Below are 16,599 nucleotides of genomic sequence, written 5' to 3'. Positions count from 1 at the left end.
AATATATACATATCAACAAACACGTGATAAAAAAAAATTAAACAAAAACGGACCTATATTGTTTACTATATATGCGGGGTATAGGAGCTGGTAAATATATATTATAAAATATATCTATATTAACATTTAAACATTCAATCATTATAGTTTGGATATTAGTTCCAAATATATTAATTTTGACTATAATAAAATAATAAATATAAATAAAATTTATCATTATGAGTACTTCAACATTAAAAGAAAAAAAAGCTAGCACATTAAATGCAGAAATAGCTGAGTTTGTTGGAAAGATGTTTTCTTTCAACAGTAGTTTGAAACTTTACCACTGGCATATTACAGGTAAAGGAAGTTATGCACAACATATTGCGTTAGACCAGGCAATCGAAGACCTGCTTGATGTTACAGACCGTCTTGTAGAAACTTCTTACGCAGTAAAAGGCGATTTGAATATCACTATTCCTGAAACCAAAACACCAACCGACATGATAAAATACGCTGAAGATTTCTTCAACTATTCGGAAGGTCAACGCGAACTGTTTGCTGAAGCTTTTACCCAGGCAATCATTGATGATTATCAAGAAGCTATTCAACAATTATTGTACCGTCTGAAAAGACTACAATAATAAGGAATATTACAAAAAGATATAAAAGCTACCCATCTGGGGTAGCTTTTATTGTTTATCTATGGAAGAACGCTGATTTTATAGAATAAAAATTCATACCTTTGCTATTCCATAAATCTTACTTGCAGACCAAAATGAAAACTGATATTGAGATAGCCCGTGAAGCCCGGCTTGAGAACATAGCCGGCATAGCGGAAAAGGTAAATATAGACCTTAACGAGATACATAACTACGGAAAATACATAGCTAAAATTCCGGTAAAACTCATCGATGAAGAAAAAGTAGCCAAGAGTAATCTTATTCTTGTGACAGCTATCACACCGACGAAAGCAGGAATCGGGAAAACTACCACATCAATAGGTCTGGCACTGGGACTGCAAAGAATTGGTAAAAATGCGATAGTTGCATTGCGCGAGCCTTCCCTTGGCCCTTGTTTTGGGATGAAAGGCGGTGCTGCCGGAGGAGGATATGCACAAGTGTTACCTATGGAAGATATAAATCTCCATTTCACCGGAGATTTCCACGCTATTACATCAGCGCACAATATGATAACCGCGCTGTTAGATAATTATCAGTACCGGAACAGAGGTACAGACAAATATCTGAAAGAAGTAGTATGGAAACGTGTGCTGGACGTGAATGACCGCAATTTGAGACACATAGTGACAGGCCTCAATGGTTCAGAGAATGGCGCACCTGCAGAATCGGGATTCGAAATTACTCCTGCATCCGAAATCATGGCGATCCTTTGTTTATCGAGGGATCTGGAGGATTTAAAAAGACGTATAGGAAACATTATATTAGGTTATTTTGCGAATGGAAATACATTTTCAGTTGCCGACCTGGAAGTTGCCGGAGCAATAACGGTTTTACTGAAAGATGCGATAAACCCAAATCTTGTACAGACTACGGAAAACAGTCCGGCTATTATACACGGAGGACCTTTTGCCAATATTGCACATGGATGTAATTCTATAATAGCCACAAAAATGGCGATGACACATGCCGATTTTGTGATCACGGAAGCCGGATTCGGCGCCGACCTGGGAGCTGAGAAATTCTTCAACATTAAATGCAGAAAAGCTGGTATTAGTCCGAAGCTAACAGTTATTGTGGCTACGACACAAGCCTTGAAGATGCATGGAGATGTACCGTTAGAAGATATAAAGAAGAAAAATATCGAAGGATTAAAGAAAGGCTTTGACAACCTGGATAAACACATCGAGAATATGAGGTCATTCGGACAGACAGTCATTGTAGCCCTGAACAAATATGGATTCGATGTAGATGAAGAAATTGAACTGATTAAAGACCATTGTGAAAAACAAGGAGTAAGTTTTGCTCTCAACGAATCATTTGCCAAAGGTGGAGAAGGTGCTGTTTCTCTTGCCCGGGCGGTAATTTCTCAAATTGAGTCAAACCCATCAAACAATCTCAGCTTTACTTATGAAGAGAGAGATTCTCCAAAGGTCAAGATAGAAAAGATAGCAAAACAAATATATGGGGCAGGTTCTGTTGTCCTTTCGGCAAAGGCTAAAAAGAAACTTGTGCAAATAGACAAACTAGGTATTAATCACTATCCTGTATGCATTGCCAAGACGCAATATTCTTTCTCAGATAATGCACATGCTTATGGCACGATGAAAGGCTTTACTTTAACTATCAATGACATTGTAATCAACAATGGTGCAGAGTTTATTGTAGCCATAGCCGGAAATATTATGCGGATGCCCGGACTACCGGCAGAACCTCAGGCAAAACAGATAGATATCATAAACGGATTTGTCGAAGGATTAAGTTAGGGAAATGGGATCTGCCAAAGTATACATTTTGATTATAACCGGACTATTATGTTCTTTCCAGGTAAAGAGCATAGAAATACTTTGGAATAAACAGGATTCTCTGGTATACGAAGATTATATAAAGCGATTTTCTGATCAAAAGGATAAACCTTATGAAGAACTAATAATCAATACTGCCAGATTTTTCCTGAATAAGCCTTATATAGCTTCCACTCTGGAAATCTCTGATGATAGCAAAATAGTTATAAACCTAAATGAGTTTGATTGTACAACCTTCGTTGAAGCTTGTATAGCCCTTTCGAAAGTAATAAAATCAGGAGATTACTCTCAGGAAAATCTCTCCCGCACATTTTCCAATATCAGGTACCGGAACGGGAAAGCGGATGGCTATACCTCACGATTGCATTATACTACCGATTGGATATATGAAAACGGGCAAAAGGGAGTACTTAAAGATATAACTCTCAAACTGGGAGGAAGCAATATCCATAAGGAGATTAACTTTATGTCATCCAAACCCGATCTGTACACACATCTGAAAAATAGCCCTGAAAACATAGAAGAAATAAAGACAGTAGAGAAAACTATCAATAGCAGGAACAGCTATAATATAATTTCGGTTACCTCTATTGCAAATAATCAGAAAGGAATCAGAAACGGAGACATTATCGCATTTGCCACAGCCATAAAAGGATTGGACTATTCCCATATAGGGATTGCCTATTGGCAGGGAGAGAAGCTACACTTCATCCATGCATCCAGCAGAATGAAGAAAATAATAATTGAAAGCAGGACTTTGATAGATTATTGCCAAAGTTCAAAAAACTGTACGGGCATCAGTATTCTCCGGATCAACGATTAAGATTTATGGATAATAACTATAAAATAGGATTATATGGAATGGGAGGCTGGTCGCAGCTATTTTTTTTCATTTTTCTTTTTATTTCCAGTGCTTTCCTAAGTACTTTGATCATAACTTTAGCCGTAAATATCGGGGAGATAGGCAAAACTGATTCTGTAACCAGAATCGTGATGGTTATCCAATCCTTAGGCTTATTTCTCATTCCATCCATAGCATTTGCCTGCCTTTGTTATCCCCAACCCAGAATATTTCTCTCTTCCAAGATCAGTAAAAACTGGACTTTAATGGCTCTGTCCATATTGCTTATAATTGTTATACAACCTCTTGTCAATTGTATAAGTTATTATAACCAACAAATAATCTTACCCGAATCTATGGCTTCCCTTGAAACCTGGATGAGAGAAAAAGAAGAATCCTCTGCAGCTTTGGTAAAGCTATTATTTATAGACAGATCTATTGGTGGACTGATTCTGAACTTATTGGTAATAGCTGTCGTAGCCGGAATTGTTGAAGAGTTCTTCTTCAGAGGCTGCCTACAACAGATTGTACAAAAAATAGTAATAAACAAGCATATCGCTATATGGATGGCTGCTATCATTTTCAGCATCTTTCATTTTCAGTTTTATGGTTTCATCCCGCGAGTTTTATTAGGCGCACTTTTAGGATATCTTTTTGTATGGTCACATAGCATATGGATACCTGTTATCGTGCACATTGTGCATAATGCAATTAATGTAATTCTTATATATGTTTTTTACGATATACCCGAAACAGAACAAATAAGTTATTTCAGTCTTGATCAAAATATGATACTTATATTATCGAGTTTGACTTTATCTGGTTTGATTTTATTTATTTATATAAAAAAGATAATGGGTTAAAATCCCGAAACTAGTATTATCTTTGTATACTCATTAGCTACTCTATGGATGTGAAGGACAGAAAAGAAGGATATGGCTACCTGATAGATTGGATTATTCGTTTTGGTGATTTATTACTCATCAATTCATTCTTTTTATTAGCATTTAATATATTTTCAGAAAATGAAGTTATCACCAGCCAATTACAATATAAAGAGAAAGTAATTGCTTTTTTAATAATCAATCTCTGTTATTTCTTCACCTCTTCATTTGTCCATTTCCAAATATCTTCCAACATCATTTTTCTCGAAAAGATAGTACAACAATCCTCTGTCTTCATTGCTCTTTATGCTGTATTTGTAACTGTCAGTTTATCACTGTTCGGAGTCATAAATCTTTCCATATTAGTTTGGCTCACAGGATTCTTTATCTTAGGAACATTCTTCGTGGGATGGCATATTCTGTTCAGAATAGCGTTAAAGTCTTACAGAAAAAGAGGATATAACTTCAGGCATGTAATCATTATAGGAGGAGGGACCAATGGAGAAAAAGCATACGAAACCCTTATGTCCAGTGATTTTGGATATAAGATATTAGGCTTTTTCGACGATGATGAGAATCAGCGGGACTCTCTACCTAATTATCTGGGCAAAATATCCGACATAGAAGCCTTTATCGAAAACAACAGAGTAGATGACCTGTTCTGCACAGTTATTGACAGGGAAGAAAGCTATATCTCAAATCTAATAAGGATCTCGGAAAAGAATATGATAAGATTCCAGCTTATCCCCGGATTCTACAAATACTTCAAACGTAAAGCATCACTGCAATTTATAGGTTCCACACCGGTACTCCGCCTTAGGTACGAGCCTTTGCAATATTTCTCCAACAGATTTGTCAAAAGAGCTTTCGATATTGTCGTTTCGTCACTATTCCTGATAACCTTATTCCCTTTCATTTATCTAATTTTCGGCCTCTTAATAAAGAGAGAATCATCGGGGCCTATTATTTTTAAACAAAAGAGAACTGGAATTAAAGGTAAAGAATTCAATTGCTACAAATTCAGATCGATGCGGCAAAACAAGGAAGCGAACAAACTACAGGCTACTAAAAACGACCCCCGGGTTACCAAAATAGGCGCTTTCATGCGTAAGACAAGCATCGATGAACTCCCCCAGTTTATTAATGTGCTAAAGAATGATATGTCTATAGTTGGACCACGCCCCCATATGCTCCAACACACAGCTCTTTACTCTTCACTTATCGACAGGTTTATGGTGCGCCATCTTGTGAAACCCGGAATTACCGGTTGGGCTCAGGTTACCGGTTGCCGAGGTGAAACCAAGACTGTCGAAGAAATGGAAATGCGTGTGATCAAAGACGTGTGGTATCTCGAAAACTGGACTTTCTTCCTCGATCTGAAGATCATATTCCTCACAGTATACAATGCCATAAAAGGCGAAGAAAAGGCATTCTAGAAAAGCTTTAAAAAATTCCTCTTGCACTTAAAGCCCTCCTGTACCTGTTAGCATTTTGCTCATGCTCAGCATGTGTTTTCGCAAAGTTATGATAGCCGGAAAAATCCTCTTTTGCACACATATACAGGTAATCATGTTTCGCATAATTCAATACCGCATCTATACCTCTTATAGACGGGAAACGTATCGGACCCGGAGGTAATCCCGTATGCTTGTACGTATTGTAAGGAGACTCCACTTCTAAATGTTTGAAAAGGATGCGACGCAAACCGAAATCACCCACAGCAAACTTTACTGTAGGATCTGCCTGCAATGCTTGCCCCTTATTCAGACGGTTTATATACAATCCGGCAACCTTCGGGTATTCATCTGCATACATACATTCCTCCTCTACAATAGCAGCTAACGTTGAAACTTCGATCGGGGTTAGTCCTATTTCTTTTGCCTTGTTTAACCTGCTCTCTGTCCAGAATTTATCGTATTCCTGCTTCATCCGTTTCAGAAAATTATCTATGCTTATATCCCAATAAAACTCATAAGTATTGGGAATAAACATTGCCGGGATAGTCTGGAGGTTGAAGCCTGATTCTTCGCATATCTGCTCATTATCCAGCTTACTTAACAACTCTGCATCATTCAGCATCAACTGTTCACCAATACGTTTAGCGAAATCCTCTTTTGTACGGATATTATTGAAAGTAAGCCTTACCGGAACCTGCTGTCCCCTTTGCAGGCTTTTTATTAGGTCATAGATATTCATCCCGGGTTTTACTGCATACCGTCCTGTACGCAGGTTATCTTTGTAATCCATTAATCCAGCTAATGTTTCGAAATGCGATAAACTTTCAACTTTAGCACTATCTCTTACCTGCGCCAATAGCCTGTTATAATCTTTCGATTCATCGATATAAATATATACTGTTTTATCTGTGGCAAATCCGGTATTCAATATACTATAACCATATCCGGCAACCGCTCCGGCGATCACAACCAAAGCAAGTAATATGTAAATAATTTTCTTTTTCATATATTTGTTTAATTCGCTTATTATCAATTATTATTTAGTTAAAAAGTAACAAAGGTAATATATCTAAGTAGATTAACAAAATTTAATAACATCAGATTGATAATCAAATTATAAAGCATTAATCTGCTTTGCTATTCGGGAAATAAAAAAGCAAGAAAAGGCAGATTTTAGCAGTACCTCTATTACCAATTCGTTACCTGTTTTTGATAGTAGAATATCGAAGTAAAAGATAGTAAAACAAACAGATATCTAGGGATAAATAGCAAGTCTGTTCTTTTATAAACTAGTATAATCTTACATGGTACATCCTATTCTTATTTTTCATACCTTGTATTTTCATGAGCAATATCTGAAAAATTGAGAAGTGTTGAATCTATTAACTCTAAAGTTAACTTGCTATTAAAATTTATCGAAACCGACTGCCACAATCTAAATATTATCTATTTTTGGAAAATCTCACATAAAATATGAATCAATTTTGCTAAGTTTGAATCCAAAAGAGACTTTCATACTAATTATCAAAAAAATATTCAAACTCCACTAAGTATATGGGAGAGAAAGAATTAATATCCCAGCTAAAAGAAGGATCAGAAGCGGCTTTTGACAAGATATACGACTTGTATGGAGCTCGTCTCTATGGCTATTGTATGCAATATACAAAATCGAGAGAGGACTCTGAAGAAATAATGCAGGATGTATTTATAAAATTATGGCAAAATAAAGAGAAAATTATACAGACAGATACACTCCGATCTCTAATCTTTAAAATAGCAAAATTTCAGCTTATTAATAAATACAAGTCAAATCTGAATTCATTTTCCTTCGAAACTTATGTGGATTTCTATAATGAGAAGAAGCTTTCCATAGACAATACACATCATGCCATAGAGTACGATGATTTCTGTCGCTTATTAGAAAATGCCCTGAAGGCTTTACCCGAAACTCAGCGAAAAGTAATAGAATATAGTAAGCTGAAGCAGTACTCCAATCAGGAGATTGCTGATAAGTTACAGTTGAAAGAGCAAACAATTAAGAATCAATTATCTATAGGACTAAAAGCTTTGCAACAAGAACTACAAAAACATTTGCCTTGGACTATAGTCTTATTAATTGTTAAAAATATACTGTCCATCGGTACAGATTTATAGAAAAGCTGTCATACATTATTATACATCTTGTTATGAAAAAACTGGAAACAAAATATAAACAAAACAATATAAACTCGGAAGAACTGGAAGAACTGAGGAATATTGTAAATAATCTACCCGATTCGAAATTAGAAGATATTATGTATGAAAGTTGGCTTCATGATTCTATCGATGAAGATGTTGTATCCGAAGAACAACTTAGAGAAATAAAACACAAAGTAAATAGAAATATTTATCCTACTCAAAAAAGAGTACTACCATTCCGTAGAATAATGCAGGTTGCTGCATCCATCCTGATACCTGTATTGTTGCTGGCTACAGGCTATCTTTATTATGAAAACAAGAGTCTTGCAGAACAAGAAATGATCGTATCTACAACAAAGGGAGAAAGGGCAAATATAGTTTTGCCAGATGGGACAAAAGTCGCACTAAATTCAGAGTCACAGCTACGGTATGCACCTCAGGCTTATGGTAAGAAAGAAAGAAAGATATCATTTGAGGGAGAAGCGTATTTCGATGTTACAAAAAAGCAAGATCAGCCTTTCATAATAGCAGTAGACGATATGAAAATAAAGGTACTCGGAACTAAATTTAATTTATATGCCCGGGAAAAAAGTAAAACCGTAGAACTGGTATTAGAGGAAGGACATGTATTGCTATCATCTTTCAAAGAAGAAAAAGAACTACACCCTAAGCAAAAAGGAATATTCAATCGCTTGACTGGAGAAATTAATATAACGACAGAGGAGAACCCACAAAATGCATCAATCTGGAAATCGAAAAAACTTTTATTCGAGAATGCCCGCTTGCAGGATGTACTCCAAACTATTGAAGAAAATTACGGAGTCAGCATTTCCTTAAATCTAAGAACTAAAATGAATAACGATTTATTTTCGGGCGTAATAGTAGGAGACAACCTCCTCGAAGCATTAGAAATTATAAGTCTATCATATCATCTGAATTACACAATCAAAGGCCGGGAAATAAGTTTCACTGACAAATAAAATGTCCATAATCAAAATAAGGGCATGGTATATTTACAGTATCATGCCTCATTTTATTAGAGTTTCTTTCATGTAGCATTACGAAAAACATGTTTTACAACACACTTTTGTTTCGGTACTTCATTCCGTAACCACTGTCTTTATATACAATCGACGTTGATATAAGTGAATAAATTATTAACCTTTAAATTTCTATGATTAATTATGAAATTAGCTAAAACAAGGCATATTCTACTTGTTTTATTATTGTTGGTCATAAGTAATGCAAATGCATATGCCCAAGAACAAAAAGTAACAGTAGAACTCAAAAATGCAACCTTAAAAGAATTGTTCTCTACTATCGAAAAACAAACTACATACAGGTTTGCGTACCGGAATGTAGTATTAGACGACAAAAGAGATATTAATATTTCATTGAAAAAAGTAGACGTATCATTCGTATTGTCATCTGCTTTTGCTAGTCGCAATCTCAACTTTAATATTGTATCTGAAACATCAATAGTTATTTTCGATAAGAAAAAAACATCTGATCCGACTCCTAAAGAAAAAGTAAACATAGGAGGAGTCGTTTTGGATGTGCATGGGCAGCCCATTATAGGAGCCAGTGTTTCTGTCAAAGGAACTACATATGGTACATTTACTGATGTCGATGGGCGATTCTCCCTCTTATCTGTTGATAAGCAATCTACGTTATCAATTACCTATGTTGGATATAATCCTAAGGAAACGAAGATATATAATCAAACAGAAATAAAAATAATACTGGAAGAAAATCAAACAGTACTGGATGAAGTCATTGTTGTAGGCTACGGTTCACAGTCTAAGAAACTAGTTACTACATCTATCGGTCACATGAAAGTAGACGATGTGGATCAGGGTGCAGACTATAATGCAGTAAAAATGCTGCAAGGACGTGTTGCAGGGGTCAATGTATCTTCCGCATCGGGTAAACCGGGAAGTATGCCTAATATCCTTATCCGGGGAACGAGTTCCATTTCAGGCAGCAATGGTCCTTTGTATGTAGTAGATGGGATACCGAGCGAGTCTATGCCCGTAATAAACCCAAACGACATAGAACAAATGGATATTTTGAAAGACGCCTCATCTGCTGCCATTTATGGTTCCAGAGCAAATAGCGGAGTTGTCATAATTACGACTAAAAGTGGTAAATCGGGCAAAACAAAAGTAGACTATAACGGACGTTTTGGAGTAGGATATATTGCTCATGATATCAAAATGGCCAATGTAGATGAGTATAAGCGGGTAATGCAAACTGCTGTGGACAATTACAATGTACAAATGAGGACAAACAACGAATTCTTTGTTCCCGATGTGATTGAAGAAACAGACTGGCTGAAAGAAATATATCGTCGTCCCGCATACCAAACAGCTCACAATGTATCTCTATCGGGAGGTAATGAAGCCACGTCTTTCTACACATCATTAGGATATACTATGCAGGAAGGTGCAGTGCGGAAAAGTGATTACGACCAATATAGTCTAAGAGCAAAATTTTCTCACAAGATAAACAGGATGTTCAATGTCCGGCTTAATATGTCTGGGACACATAGCCGGTTCTCTCAGGTAGAAGATAGTGATTCCAGCTTGAAAATCATCCGTACGGCCAGAGAAGAACAACCGTGGTATAGCCCGTACAACGAAGACGGAAGTTACAAAGTAAACGGAGAAGACCAAATTATACGTCACAACCCGGTAATGCTTGTAAACGAAGAAGACTGGACTGTAGATAAAACTCAGGTTGTGGCCAATCTTGGCATTGACTTTACACCCTTTGCCGGATTTAAATATGCAGTAACTGGTAATGTATACGGAATACTGGATCAGGTCAAAAAGAAAATATCAGAAAAACATGACGCCCGAAAAAACCATGCAGATTGGGCGGCATTAACACAACAAAAAGACTTTAGTGTAAGATATGTTGTCGACAACATGTTTTCGTATGATGGCGAATGGAAAGATTTGAGGTATACCGCTCTGGTCGGTCACTCTTTCGAACAATATAAATATGAGACATTTGGGGCAAAAAGTGATAATTATGGAGACGGCTTCCCTTCCGACGGATTTAACTCTCTGGCTGCATCCAATAACATTTATAAAGGTTCAATAGGATTTAATCAGTATACTTTAGACTCTTATCTGTCCCGGCTCACACTCAATTATAAGAATAAATATATACTAACAGGCGCAATCAGAAGAGACGGCTCTTCACGATTCTCCAAAAATGCCAGATATGGTACATTCCCTTCAGCATCTTTTGCATGGAGAGTATCAGAAGAAAATTTTATCCCGAAGACTAAAGTAATGAACGAGTTGAAGATGCGCCTTAGTTGGGGGCGTACAGGAAGCCAGTCAGGTATCGGCAACTATATACCACACTCGCTGGTAACAGCCGGAGGAAATTCTTACAATAACGACCCGGGCTTTAAAATATCTCAAATGGCACAACATCTGGAATGGGAAAAGGCTACGCAGTTTAATGTAGGTGTTGATGCAGAATTTCTAAATAGCAGGATTAACTTTACAGTGGACTTATTCTACAACCGTACTACCGACCTCTTGTATGGACGCCCTACCTTGGCTACTACCGGCTATACTTCGCTGACAGGAAATATAGGGGAACTCGACAACAGAGGATTGGAACTGGCTATAGGCGGAGACATTCTGACCGGCGACTTTAAATGGAATCTGAGCGGTAATATATCCTTCATAGGCAACCGTTTGAGAAAATTACTCGATGGACAAGACATGATTATATTGGGTAGTAGCGGTGTCAACTTTGGAGGGCAAAAAAGTGCACTGATAAATGGTAAAGCCATAGGTTCGTATTATATGCTCGAAATGGGCGGAATTTATCAATACGATTCGGATGTACCGGCTGCATTGTATGCAAAAGGAGTAAGAGCTGGAGATGTCAGATATATCGATCATAATAAAGATGGCGACATAGATGATAATGACAGGGTATATGTAGGAAAAGCCAATCCCGATTTTTTTGGAGGAATAACCTCTACTATGAGTTGGAAAAATTTCGAACTGGCTGTATTTACTCAGTTTAGCGCAGGAGGAAAAATTATGCCGGCATGGCGTGGAGGTGGTGGAACCGAAGGGACTGATCACCTAGGTGTTGCCGTTTCGGGCAATCAGTTTTACAATGTATCCAAAGAGATGGCTACAGATTACTGGAGAGGTCCGGGAACGACCAATTCAGTACCTCGTCCGGTAATGAGAGGCGTTCATACAGGATATGCTGGAGATTATAATACACAAACATCTACCCGTTATCTCGAAAATGCAAGCTATTTCAAGTTTAAGACAATAACATTAGCATACAATCTTCCAACTTCGCTAATGAAGAAAATCGGACTTAGCAGAGCAAAAATATATGCTTCGCTCGATAACTTTTTTACAATTACCTCCTATTCAGGTTACGACCCCGAGTTCTCCTACGCATCGCAACCCAGCAGTGCTAATTATGGCGTAGACTATGGAGAACTGCCTACGTTGAAGAATATTATATTCGGTTTAAATGTTAACTTCTAAATCTCAAATGATAATATGAAAAAGATAATTATATTCCTAACTCTACTACTGGCAATAACAGGTTGTGAATCGCAATTGGACAAGATGTTGCCAAGAAATGCTATCCCTCTTGACGAGATGACGGCAGACGATATCGAAAAATTGATGACAGGTGTCTATGCCGAAATAGAAAGACAACAGTTTAACGGATGGTTCGATTTCGATTATAAGGCCGAGAACTATAAGGAAGGCCCCGGTTGGGTACTTACAGATCCGGTGATGATGACACCTGGTGATGGCGACATAAAAAACCGCTGGCAAACATCGTTTGTAGTTCTCAATCAGGTAAATGCATTAATAGAATCATACGAGGCTCTTTCGGGTGCACCTACAGCTAAGGAAAAACAAATAGGCGGAACAGGCTATTTCTTCAGAGCTCTTATCTATTATGATATGGCTATCAGGTGGGGCAATGTTCCAATATTGGACAAACAAAACGAGAACCTCGTTCCTATCTCGCAGGAAGAAAATGTATGGGCGTTTACTGAAGGTAACATAGAAAAAGCGCTATCCATACTTCAAGGCTTCACCAATAGTTATTATGTCTCGTTAGAAGCTGCACAGGCACTGGCTGCACGTATCTATTTAGCCAGGGGAAACAAAACTAAAGTTTTAGAGAATGTGAATGCAGTTTTGTTAAACAACAACTTCATTTTAGCCAATACTTCCGAAGAATTTGCAAGTATATATGTTACAGATGCAAAAAGTAAAGAAACAATCTTCGGACTTGCCAATAAACGTTCTACAGGGCAATTGGTTTTTTCTCAAAAACTGAATGATGTTGACCCCACATGGGATTATTCCCCCGCAACAGATGTTTTCCAATCTCTATTTGCCGACGATAACATATTAAACAGGAAAGGGGATAGAAGGGCAAAAGCAACATTCAGTAGTGATGATAAACGTGTCATCAAGTTCCCCAACGGAATTAGTGGGCAGCAACTGGTTCCAACGCCCGATCAAGCTAATACCCCTATTGTGATTAGCCGTATTGCCGAAATGTATTTGATAAAAGCCGAACTTCTGGGTCCGGTTGACGGAGCGGATATATTGCTTGCTTTTTTACAAAAACGCTACGATAACGTCCCTACAAACGCTGCTATTCAAGCCTTATCCGAATCAGACTTTCAGGATTTGATTTTAGATGAGCGGCATCGTGAATTTTATGGAGAAGGATACTGGTGGTTCGATATAAAACGAACAGGAAGGCTCGATCTGCTTAAGACCCTTAACGGGCGGAATTATCTGATGTACTATCCGATACCTCAAAATGAGATTGATTTGGCAGGTACAACAGCATATCCACAAAATCCGGGTTATGCCGGGGCAAAATAAACTCATTATTAAAACTAAAAAGACATGAAAATAAAATATATAATCTATTGCACAACCATTGTATTGCTGGCTGCTTGTAGCTCATCCGATGAGCCTCCTTATGCCCTATTCGACACAGCTCGTTCGTCTTACTTTGCAGGCGACGAGATTAAAATGAACAATAAGAGTAACGGGGAGGGGGTATCTTATACCTGGCACTTTGGCGACGGACAAACGTCGACCGAAGCAAGTCCGATAGTAGTATATACCGAACCGGGAGGCTATACAATCAAACTAACAGTCTCCGGGGAGGGAGGAACATCAGAACATAAACGACTGATTAACATCGACCAACCAGCCAGAAGTGTAGGCGAGATAGATATTAATTGGCTGTCAGGAAAAACCTTTGGTTACATACAGGCTACATCTCCGGCCGTAGACCTTCAGGGAAATGTTGTCATAGCCTCTGCTGATAATATACTTCGTAAGTTTTCGAAAGTGGATGGCAGCCAAATGTGGGAATTTAATTTGTGGAATCCTGCCGACGGCACATTACCTACAGGAGCAACCCTTGCGGTGCCATCTATAGATACCGATGGTACAATTTATATGGGTACGGGCAATGGAACAAATGGCCGTTTTTATGCAATAAACAGTGACGGAACAAAAAAATGGATGGTTCCGTATGGAGATAATGGCTTTTGGGCTGCTTCAGGAACTCCAAACCCTAAGATTAACCACTTGAATGCCGCTATTGGAGATAACTCTATATACATCGGCAACGGAGGAACTACCGGATCGGTACTGGCTATCGATAAAACTACAGGATATAGAAAAGCTTATGTAGCTAATAATAGTAACGGTGGTCCGGGAGGAGGAGTGTCGTCGGGGGTATTGCTTGACAATAAGAACCGCCTGTTTTGGCAAGGCGGAATCTATGGGCTTTTCAGGGCTTCTGCCAGTAAAATGGAAATAGATGCCAGAGTAAATTGGGACTGGCGATTTTATACATATGCAGGAGAAGAAAGTATCAATTCAGCAATGGCTATCGGCAGTGATGGAACAATATATGGGCTGGCAAACTTTAAAACTGTTGGTAAAGTTATTTTCGCATTAGACGGCAACGCTACCGAAGAATGGCCAAAGGCAAAATGGTATTGCGCACTGGAATCGGTAGGCTCAGTCGATCAGGGAGGAGTAGCCATCGGGGCAGATGGTACTATATATAGTGGGCTGAAACGTGCTGTTGGGACAGAAGGAGGAGGAATAGTTGCTGTAAACCCGGACGGCAGCATTCGCTGGCGTTATGGTATACCTCAAGATGTATCGGGCACTCCGGCTATAGATCAGGCCGGTAATATCCATTTTGCTACAGATGGCGGGCAATACTACATCTTATCCTCAGATGGCACAACGGAAATATTCTTATCAGATCTGGCAGAATTGATAATAAGAAAATATCCTGAGATAGCTGCTAAATGGGCTGTAGGACAAACCAAATGCTGGAATTCTCCGGTTATTGACTCCGATGGAACAATCTATATAGGCGTGACAAACATGGAAAACGACAAGAGAGAAAGTGTTTTACTCTCTCTTAAGCATAAATCTGTCACAGGCCCAGCCAACTCGGTATGGCCAATGAGAGGACAAAATGCTCAACGCACTAATAGACAGCCTAATTAATTTTTTCTAAAAATAAACGAAGATGAAATACATACACATTTACTTATTGGCACTGATAGCTCTTCTGAGTTGCAGTAAAACAGAATATGACGATTGGGGGGGTAATTCGAATGTCGATCCTAATCCAGAGGAGTCGATTATAAAAGCGAGCAACCCTTTTCCCTGTATTAATGAGGAGATTACTCTCTCTTATTCGGTACAAGGAGAAAGCACTGCTGTATGGACAGTAGATGGAGAGATCATAAGCGACAAAAAAGAGATTAAACTGACTTATGACCAAAATGGAACTCATCCTGTAAAAGTAAAAATTACGAATGATAGAGGAGCGATAATTGAAAGTTCGATCAATATTCAGGTGATGGGAGAGAAACTCCCTGTAGAACTTACAAAGCTTGTACAAAGTAATAAATTCTGGATATGCGCCCACCGGGCAAATACTCACAAGGGGCTCACAAATGGAGCGAACATGGCTCCCGAAAACTCGTTAAAAGCGATTGAGACTGCAATTAAACAAAAGGTGCAAATGATAGAAATTGATATTAGGATTACCTTCGACAAAGAGTTTGTAATAATGCACGATAAGAGTGTCAACAGAACTACCAACGGAACAGGGAATGTATCGGCATTGTCACTGCTACAGATAAAAAGCCTTTCGCTGAAAGACAATGCAGGCAACGTAACAGAACATAAAGTCCCTACCCTGAAAGAAGCACTGGAATCCGGACGTGGAAAAATATATTACAACATAGACTTGGGGGCAATGCTATCGGACGGATGGACAGCGGAAGATACCAAACGGCTGGTAAAAATGATAGAAGATACTTATATGATGGATCGTGTAGTTTTCTATATCGCACGTAATCAGGCTGTCGGGAATGACTTTATCAGTGCTAACAAAAACTCTTTACTATTTCCATGGATCAGTTCAACAGGTGATTTATCCAACTGGTCTGTTGCAAAACTGGTACAATTAGCTCCCGATACTGAGTCTAGTCTCATTAATGCTGCTTTGGTAAAAGGAGTACCTTCGTTTAGCAACCATCTTGAACAGGATGACCTGGATATGCTGAATGGCGATTATTCTAAACTGGATAATCTGGTAAACAAGAAAATTAAAATCATCCAAACAGATTATGCTGAGTTAGTTAACGAATATGTGAATTAGATTCAGCTATTCTTATATTAAACATTTTGTAAC

At 38.2% G+C, this 16,599-nt stretch carries 12 protein-coding genes; 11 read left to right on the top strand and 1 reads right to left on the bottom strand.

From position 1 onward, the window contains the following. Positions 1–218 precede the first annotated feature (218 nt). From GGR21_RS10695 to GGR21_RS10675, 5 genes are all read left to right on the top strand, one after another. Entirely contained in the window at positions 219–623 is a 405-nt protein-coding gene (locus GGR21_RS10695) for a DUF5856 family protein (protein ID WP_183307217.1), read from the top strand. Positions 624–757: 134 nt separating this feature from the next. Further along, the gene (locus GGR21_RS10690; protein ID WP_183307216.1) at positions 758–2,425 is read left to right on the top strand and encodes a formate--tetrahydrofolate ligase; all 1,668 of its coding nucleotides are present in this window, start codon (positions 758–760) and stop codon (positions 2,423–2,425) included. 4 nt (positions 2,426–2,429) lie between these two features. Next, the gene (locus tag GGR21_RS10685; protein ID WP_183307215.1) at positions 2,430–3,287 is read left to right on the top strand and encodes an N-acetylmuramoyl-L-alanine amidase-like domain-containing protein; all 858 of its coding nucleotides are present in this window, start codon (positions 2,430–2,432) and stop codon (positions 3,285–3,287) included. Positions 3,288–3,292: 5 nt separating this feature from the next. Next, the gene (locus tag GGR21_RS10680; RefSeq protein ID WP_183307214.1) at positions 3,293–4,168 is read left to right on the top strand and encodes a CPBP family intramembrane glutamic endopeptidase; all 876 of its coding nucleotides are present in this window, start codon (positions 3,293–3,295) and stop codon (positions 4,166–4,168) included. Positions 4,169–4,212: 44 nt separating this feature from the next. Further along, positions 4,213–5,625, top strand: a complete 1,413-nt coding sequence (locus GGR21_RS10675) for an undecaprenyl-phosphate glucose phosphotransferase (RefSeq protein WP_183307213.1) — start codon at positions 4,213–4,215, stop codon at positions 5,623–5,625. Between the two features lie 7 nt (positions 5,626–5,632). Here GGR21_RS10675 and mltG read toward each other — a convergent pair whose 3' ends face one another. Then, a complete protein-coding gene (mltG, locus tag GGR21_RS10670; protein ID WP_183307212.1) occupies positions 5,633–6,652 on the bottom strand; it encodes an endolytic transglycosylase MltG in 1,020 nt (339 codons plus the stop codon). Positions 6,653–7,200: 548 nt separating this feature from the next. Here mltG and GGR21_RS10665 point away from each other — a divergent pair. From GGR21_RS10665 to GGR21_RS10640, 6 genes are all read left to right on the top strand, one after another. Beyond that, complete coding sequence (locus GGR21_RS10665) at positions 7,201–7,800, top strand: RNA polymerase sigma factor (protein WP_183307211.1); 600 nt, start codon at positions 7,201–7,203, stop codon at positions 7,798–7,800. A 32-nt stretch (positions 7,801–7,832) separates the two neighbouring features. Continuing rightward, positions 7,833–8,804, top strand: coding sequence for a FecR family protein (locus tag GGR21_RS10660; RefSeq protein WP_183307210.1), 972 nt, complete (start codon positions 7,833–7,835; stop codon positions 8,802–8,804). 204 nt (positions 8,805–9,008) lie between these two features. Further along, a complete protein-coding gene (locus GGR21_RS10655) occupies positions 9,009–12,365 on the top strand; it encodes a SusC/RagA family TonB-linked outer membrane protein (protein ID WP_183307209.1) in 3,357 nt (1,118 codons plus the stop codon). Between the two features lie 15 nt (positions 12,366–12,380). Continuing rightward, entirely contained in the window at positions 12,381–13,739 is a 1,359-nt protein-coding gene (locus tag GGR21_RS10650; RefSeq protein WP_183307208.1) for a RagB/SusD family nutrient uptake outer membrane protein, read from the top strand. 24 nt (positions 13,740–13,763) lie between these two features. Beyond that, entirely contained in the window at positions 13,764–15,401 is a 1,638-nt protein-coding gene (locus tag GGR21_RS10645) for a PKD domain-containing protein (protein WP_183307207.1), read from the top strand. A 22-nt stretch (positions 15,402–15,423) separates the two neighbouring features. Beyond that, complete coding sequence (locus tag GGR21_RS10640) at positions 15,424–16,566, top strand: glycerophosphodiester phosphodiesterase family protein (RefSeq protein ID WP_183307206.1); 1,143 nt, start codon at positions 15,424–15,426, stop codon at positions 16,564–16,566. Positions 16,567–16,599: the final 33 nt, after the last annotated feature.

The organism is Dysgonomonas hofstadii, from assembly GCF_014196915.1.
Lineage (GTDB): Bacteria > Bacteroidota > Bacteroidia > Bacteroidales > Dysgonomonadaceae > Dysgonomonas > Dysgonomonas hofstadii.
This window is presented reverse-complemented; position numbering and strand designations above follow the sequence as displayed.